This is a genomic window from Photorhabdus tasmaniensis (assembly GCF_011189505.1).
GTDB classification, from domain to species: domain Bacteria; phylum Pseudomonadota; class Gammaproteobacteria; order Enterobacterales; family Enterobacteriaceae; genus Photorhabdus; species Photorhabdus tasmaniensis.
Map to the genome: position 1 here is coordinate 1 of NZ_PUJU01000102.1, position 5,066 is coordinate 5,066.

A 5,066-nucleotide genomic window follows, 5' to 3' on the forward strand; every position below is an offset into this window, starting at 1 on the left:
CCGATTGGGCTGAGAGGGGGCCTGAATCCGTATTCGTATGTCCATAATCCGGCGAACTGGATTGATCCGCTCGGATTAACAGGATGTCCTAATAGTATTAAATATGGCGAATTAGATCATTTAGGGCGCCCTACAGGAGTTCATGCCACTTTAGATAAAGATCATATTAATACAGGTACGCACGCTAATCCTGATATACAGCCGCCAGGATTTATTACAGGAAAAAGTTCTAACAGAGCTAGGGGTCATTTGCTCGGACGACAATTAGGTGGTTCTGGTGATAATGTTAGGAACCTGGTTACTCTTCAACAAAGACCTGCTAATACTCCTGTCATGAGTGGAGTCGAAGGTAGAATAAGAAAAGCCTTAGAACAAGGAGAAGTTGTTGAAATGAGTTCTATTCCTATTTATAAGGGACCATCCAGAATACCAGCAGGTATTACAATGAAAGCTGAAGGTTCAGGGGGCTTCTTTGAATATGTCACCGTTCTTAACCCTCCAGGAATGTAAATAATGAGTATAGAGAGCTTAAAGAATCTATTGCCCTTGCCTGTTCATCCTAATGAAAATGGTGAAGGTAAAACGTGGCCGTTAATAGATAAACAGCATTCTTTTCCTAAGGACTATATTGATTTTATAACCCAATATGGAACAGGTAGGATTGCTGATTTTATCACTATATTTAACCCATTTAGCGAAGATGATGATTTAAATTTTTTCAGACAGAAAGAATGGATTATTGAAGATTTTCAGTCCCTTGTTGAATCTGATCCAGATTATTATCCGTTTATTCTTTATCCTGATATTAATGGATTGCTTCCTATGGGAGTTACAGATAACGGCGATTATATATTTTGGGTTGTATCGTCAGATAATAGTGACTTATGGAATGTCGCTATTATTGCGGCAAGGGCACCAGAAGTTGAATATAGGCAAGAAAATTTCATTGATTTTTTAGAAGGTGTTTTATCAAGAAACGTCAAATGCATGTCATTCCCTGATGGTTTTCCTTCTAAAAATATAGAATTTAGCAGCATTTAAAACAAGCCGGAAAGATCCCTGTGATCTTCCGGCCTTCTTGTGATCTACCGTGGCGAATACCCACGGTAAGCCAGCGCGGATTGAAGCTTATAGATTGCATCTTTGATCTGATATGCTTCTTCGTCATTCACCGCGCACGCCCGTATCTCTGACCAGTTCAGCCGCTTAACCAGCTGGGCTAAGGCCAGCGCTTCAATGTGGGTTAACTGAATATCCTGTAAATGTTCAATCACTATCGTCATCTCATGCTCTCCCCTTAACCCACAAAACCGGTTATCAGCGCCCGCATCTGCTGCTTAATCTCCCGCAGATGGGCCTGTTGCCGCTGGTACTGCTGATGCTGTTGTTGCGTGGCCTCACTGTCAGGAATGAGCACCAGACAACCGTCCATCACCTTCACTGTAATCTGGCCGCCGGTATCAAACCCGGCCTGCTTAAGCCACTGCCCCTTAAGATGTATCGCCGGGGTGGCGTTGTTGACCCCGTTCGGCACATAACCCACCGTGTAATAACGTTCTGTTTTCACGGCTTTATTTACTGCCGCTTCTGCTTTAGAATGCGCCTTAGCCATAGTAACTACCTCTTTTAGTTGCTTGTGGTGAGCAACGTATTTGGGTGCCCGCCCGAATACGTTGCGTTATTGCCCTCACTTCATCTTAGAAGACCAGCGTTCAGCCTCGTACTTGATAATCATTCCTTCCAATAACTCCCTAATCACCTCTCGCTGCTCCGGCTGCATGTTGTTAATAGCCTGAAACTGTAGAGCCAAGTCGGCATCAGGTAGTAGCTCATCTTCTTCAAATATCAGTGAATCAGTCGTGACCCGCAATGTCTGTGCGATCTTCTTAATTGCCTCCAGAGAAGGTAACGAAATCCCGCCTTCGTAACGTTTGACTTGAGTCACATGGATACCAATGGCATCCGCCAATGCTTGCTGTGAGAGGCCCTTTTGCTTACGGAGGGCAATGAGTCGGTTAGCAATGCTCATCGAATTAAACCAGTCAGAGAAATTTGCTGTCATTCTACCCTCCAAAAAATGCTTGCTTTATATTGGTATCTTAATAGATACTAAATAAAAGAGCAATGGATTCTTGACGCATTTTTTAGGAGGTCGTTTTATGGCACGCATCCCGGAAGCAGAATTACAGCACCTGAAAGCCGCCGTCTCCTTAGTCGCCGTGGTGGAGCAACAGGGGCGACAGCTCTTTAAACGCGGCAAAGATTACGTGCTGCTGTGCCCGTTCCATCAGGAGAAAACCCCGTCAATGGTTATCTCACCGGCAAAAAATCTCTATCACTGTTTTGGCTGTGATGCCGGCGGCTCCGTGCTGGACTGGGTAATGAAAACCAAAGGCTTAAGTCTGCGCCGGGCGGTGGAACAGCTGCGCGGGATACTGGGAGATAACCCGTCGGTGGCTCCGCTGGTGCAACCGGATGAACCGGCCATGCTGGCCGACGATGACGCCGGACGGCAGGCACTGCTCAACCGGGTCGTTGAGTTCTACCATCACACGTTGCTGAATGCCCCCGAAGCCGTGGCCTATCTGGAAAAACGCCGGCTCAACCACCCGGAATTAGTCGCCCGGTTTAAACTGGGCTTTGCCAACCGCACGTTAGCCTATCGCCTGCCCATCAAGGCCGTGCAGGCCGGCGCACAGATCCGCGCCCGTCTTCGGGCCGTGGGGCTGATGCGCGACAGTGGACATGAGCACTTTACCGGTTCGCTGGTGATACCCGTCATTGACCCGAACGGTCAGATCCGCGAGATCTACGGGCGCAAAATCACCGACCGCTTACGCAGCGGAACGCCGCTGCATCTGTACCTGCCCGGCGCGCATGGCGGCATATGGAATGAACCGGCGCTGCTCAGTTCAGGGACGGTCATCCTCTGCGAATCGTTGATCGACGCCCTGTCGTTCTGGGTAGCGGGTCACCGCCATGTCACCGCCGCCTATGGGGTAAATGGCTTCACCGATGAGATGCGGCAGGCGTTCCGGCGACAGGGCGTTAAGCAGGTCTTGATCGCCTACGACAACGATCCGGCCGGCAATGAGGCAGCGGTAAAACTGGCCGCCGAACTGACCGCCATCGGCATTGCCGTGTTCCGGGTGGTGTTCCCCGCGGGCATGGATGCCAACGGCTATCTGTGTCAGGTCGCCGAACCGGAACGGGCCTTCGGGTTGGTGCTGGACAGCGCCGTGTCGATGCAGGCGGCCGCAGAGGTACAGGTAACCATTGCCACAGAGCGGGCCGCGCTGGCTGAACATCAGCCAGTTCCGGTGCCGGAAACGGTCAGCGCCTTAGCCGCCGGGATAGCCGCGTTGCCGTCAATGCCGAATGTGGTCTGGGAAACCGGCGCTAACGGCGAGATAGCCCTCACCCTGGGCACACAACAGTGGGGTATCCGGGGCCGGTCACAGGTGAAAGCCGGGGCGGCAGTGATGAAAGTCAATGTTCAGGTGGTTGATACCGACAGCGGTGTGATGTTCGCCGACAGCGTGGACATGATGAGCGCCCGCAGCCGGAACGGGTATGCGCGGCTGGCGGCCACCGAACTGGGGCTGGCCGAAGGAGACCTGCGGCGTTCACTGGGGCAGGTGTTGCTGGTACTGGAACAGTGTCAACAGGCCGGAGCCGGTGAACAAACCGAAACCCAGCCGGTTCCCGAACTGAGCGAGGACCAGCGGGCCGCAGCGTTAGCCCTGTTGCAGGACCCGCACCTGAGCGAGCGCATCACCGCTGACTTAGCCGCCTGTGGCGTGGTGGGCGAATCCACTAACCTGCTGGCCGGTTACTTAGCCGCCGTCAGTCGCAAGCTGGACCGTCCGCTGGCGGTGCTGATACAAAGCAGCAGTGCTGCCGGGAAAAGCTCACTGATGGAGGCGGTACTCAATCTGATACCGGAAGAGGAACGGCGGCAATACAGCGCCATGACCGGCCAGAGTCTGTTCTATCTGGGGGAAACCAACCTGCAACACAAGATACTGGCGATAGCCGAAGAAGAAGGGGTACGGCAGGCCGCCTATGCGCTTAAGCTGTTGCAAAGCGACGGCGAACTGACCATTGCCTCAACCGGTAAAGATGACGCTACCGGTAATCTGGTCACCAAACAGTACACGGTGAAAGGGCCGGTGATGCTGATGTTGACCACCACGGCGATAGATGTCGATGAAGAGCTGTTAAACCGCTGTCTGGTGCTGACGGTGAACGAATCGCGGGAACAGACCGAAGCTATCCATGCGTTGCAGCGCCATAAGCAGACCCTTGAAGGCTTACTGGCCGAGAATGAAAAAACGTATATCACCGAACTGCATCAGAACGCCCAGCGGCTGTTACGCCCGCTCAATGTGGTTAACCCTTATGCTTCACAGCTCACGTTCATGAGCGATAAAACCCGTACCCGGCGCGACCACATGAAATATCTCACCCTGATACAAAGTATTGCCCTGCTGCATCAGTACCAGCGCGAGGTGAAGACAGCGGAACACCGGGGCAAACGGCTTGAATATATCGAAGTCACCCAAGAAGATATCCGTCTGGCTAACCGGTTAGCCCACGAGATATTAGGCCGCACGCTGGATGAGATGCCGCCCCAGACCCGAAAACTGTTGCTGCTGATACAGCAAATGGTGAAAGCAATGGCGACAGCGCAGCAACGCCCGGTGAACGCTATCCGTTTTACCCGCCGGGATATCCGCAGTGACACCCACTGGAGTGACAGCCAGCTTAAACTCCACTGTCAGCGCCTGAGTGACATGGAATATCTGCTGATACACGGCGGCAGTCGCGGCCATCTGTTGCAATATGAACTGCTATGGGATGGCGATAAAGCAGAGGCGGCTCACCTGTGTGGCCTGATTGAACCGGAAAATCAGGATACCAATAGCGTGTATGACTCGCGCAAGTCTGGCGCTGATGAAGGCAAGTCGGGGTCAAGTCTGCCCCAGGTCAGGGCCAAGTCTGGTTCACCCAAACCGGCTGCAAGCCGCAGTGACAAAGGGCGGAAAGGTTCGCAAGTCGGGGAA

6 protein-coding genes are annotated in these 5,066 nt (G+C 52.4%); 3 read left to right on the top strand and 3 right to left on the bottom strand.

Going from position 1 to position 5,066, the window contains the following annotated elements; genetic code table 11:
• Together C5471_RS22550 and C5471_RS22555 are read left to right on the top strand one after the other, a co-directional pair.
• On the top strand, nt 1-510 hold a 510-nt coding region (locus C5471_RS22550), incomplete at its 5' end, for a DNA/RNA non-specific endonuclease (protein WP_207627444.1).
• Between the two features lie 3 nt (nt 511-513).
• Nucleotides 514-1,041: an SMI1/KNR4 family protein gene (locus C5471_RS22555; protein ID WP_133813656.1), complete on the top strand. Its 528-nt coding sequence runs from the start codon at nt 514-516 to the stop codon at nt 1,039-1,041.
• A 44-nt stretch (nt 1,042-1,085) separates the two neighbouring features.
• Here C5471_RS22555 and C5471_RS22560 read toward each other — a convergent pair whose 3' ends face one another.
• The 3 genes from C5471_RS22560 to C5471_RS22570 form a co-directional block, all read right to left on the bottom strand.
• The gene (locus C5471_RS22560) at nt 1,086-1,283 is read right to left on the bottom strand and encodes a DUF7706 family protein (RefSeq protein ID WP_133813655.1); all 198 of its coding nucleotides are present in this window, start codon (nt 1,281-1,283) and stop codon (nt 1,086-1,088) included.
• A 14-nt stretch (nt 1,284-1,297) separates the two neighbouring features.
• Nucleotides 1,298-1,612 (bottom strand): SymE family type I addiction module toxin, encoded by a 315-nt coding sequence (locus C5471_RS22565; RefSeq protein ID WP_133813654.1) that lies wholly within the window; start codon nt 1,610-1,612, stop codon nt 1,298-1,300.
• A gap of 75 nt (nt 1,613-1,687) precedes the next feature.
• Nucleotides 1,688-2,029 (bottom strand): helix-turn-helix domain-containing protein, encoded by a 342-nt coding sequence (locus C5471_RS22570; RefSeq protein WP_338015707.1) that lies wholly within the window; start codon nt 2,027-2,029, stop codon nt 1,688-1,690.
• A gap of 130 nt (nt 2,030-2,159) precedes the next feature.
• Between C5471_RS22570 and C5471_RS22575 the strand changes: the two genes are divergently transcribed.
• Nucleotides 2,160-5,066: CHC2 zinc finger domain-containing protein (locus C5471_RS22575; RefSeq protein WP_242688829.1), on the top strand; the 2,907-nt coding region annotated here is incomplete at its 3' end.